Source organism: Microbacterium sp. Bi128 (assembly GCF_918698205.1).
This window is the reverse complement of the sequence record NZ_CAKKMM010001107.1, coordinates 1-1,714: the sequence shown is the minus strand read 5'-3', so window position 1 is coordinate 1,714 and position 1,714 is coordinate 1. Positions and strand designations below refer to the sequence as shown.

The following is a 1,714-nucleotide window of genomic DNA, read 5'->3' as shown; positions in this document are numbered from 1 at the left end:
CTTCTGCCCCTTCTGCCGCTTCTGCCGCTTCTGCCGCTTCTACCGCTCCCGCCGCGGCAATGCTGGCGGGCGCCTGGCCCGCTGGAGGCCAGGGTTCGCCACCTTCGACGCGCGGCAGGCCCCGCCGGATGGACCGAGACAGAGTTGCCATCGCTACTTCTTCCGGGCCTCAAGTGCGCTAATGAGCTGGGGAACAACCTTGAAGACGTCGCCGACCACACCGTAGTCCGCGACCTCGAAGATCGGCGCGTCCCCGTCCTTGTTGATGGCGACGATCATCTTCGCGGTCTGCATGCCGGCCCGGTGCTGGATCGCGCCGGAAATGCCCAGCGCGACATACAGCTGTGGTGACACGGAAACCCCGGTCTGGCCGACCTGATGCGACGTCGGGACGTAGCCGGCATCCACCGCGGCGCGCGACGCACCAACGGCGGCACCGAGGGTATCGGCGAGCTGTCCAACGAGTGCGAACTGTTCTTCCGAGCCGAGGCCGCGGCCACCGGCGACAACCTTCGCGGCACCACGCAGCTCCGGCCTCGAAGTGGCAGCAGGCGCCTCCTCGAAGGAGTCGATCCGCGCGGCCGGTTTCGCGGAGCTTGTCACGGCCAAGGTCTCGGACTCTTGCGGCTGAGCCGCCGCCCGCGCCTCGATGGAGCCCTGGCGGACCGTAATCACCGGCGCCCCAAACGTGGACGTCGACGTCACGTTGTAGGCGCCGCCGTAGACGGAGTGCTGTGCCACGACGCCCTCGTCATCACGGGACACACCGACCGCATCGGAGGAAATCGCCGCACGCGAACGGGCAGCGTAACGTCCGGCGAGGTCGCGCCCGTTCAGGGAATGCGAAATCAGGATGGCGTCCGGCTGCACCTGCTCCACGGCGGCGGCAAGCGCGTCAACGCCCGGCACCCCAAGCACGGAAGGATCCGGACTCTCCGCGATGAGTGCGCGCGCGGCACCAAGGGCCGCGGCCTCCGCGGCGGCGGCGCTCCCGGCGCCGGGTGAGGCAAGCACCAATGCAACCGGGGTGCCAACGGCAGCGGCGGCACCGAAGAGCCCGGCCGCAGCCTTCTCGAGTTCACCGGATGCCCGGGCTTCCACGACAACGAGGATTGCGTCACGAGGGAATTCAGTCATGTCGTTGATCCTTAGGCCAGTCGGTTTTCGATCAGGAACTCAGCGAGCTTCTCGCCGGCATCACCCTCGTCGATGATCTTCACGCCCGCCGCGCGCGGGGGCCTCTCCGCAACGGTCAGCATGATCGAACGCGCCGCCTCCGGATTGTCGGCCGTGACCCCGAGGTCCGCGAGGGTCAGGACCTCAAGGGGCTTCTTCTTCGCGGCCATAATGCCTTTGAAGTTCGGGAAGCGCGCCTCGGGAAGTGCCTCGGTAATGGATATCACCGCGGGCAGGTTGGCTGAGACCTTCTGCACGCCGGAGTCAACGGCCCTGGAGCCAGACACCGCACCGTCGCTGATCTCGACGGAGCTGAGGCCGGTGGCATGCGGCACGTCAAGCAATTCTGCAAGCATCGCGGGAATCATGCCGCCGGATCCGTCAGTGGAGACGTTGCCGGTGATCACCAGGTCAAACCCCATGCGGCGGATCGCTGCGGCGAGGGTTTCAGCGGTAAGTCCAAGATCCGCACCCCGGAGCGCCTCGTCAGAGACGTGGGTGGCGCTTCCCGCGCCCATCGCAAGCCCCTTGCGGATGG

General features: G+C 67.4%; 2 protein-coding genes. Both read right to left on the bottom strand.

Going from position 1 to position 1,714, the window contains the following annotated elements; translation table 11 throughout:
- Window positions 1-153: 153 nt before the first annotated feature.
- Window positions 154-1,137 carry an electron transfer flavoprotein subunit alpha/FixB family protein gene (locus LQV45_RS30235; protein ID WP_230010901.1) on the bottom strand — a complete coding sequence of 328 codons (984 nt, stop codon included), beginning with the start codon at window positions 1,135-1,137 and terminating at the stop codon, window positions 154-156.
- An 11-nt stretch (window positions 1,138-1,148) separates the two neighbouring features.
- On the bottom strand, window positions 1,149-1,714 hold a 566-nt coding region (locus LQV45_RS30230), incomplete at its 5' end, for an electron transfer flavoprotein subunit beta/FixA family protein (RefSeq protein ID WP_230010898.1).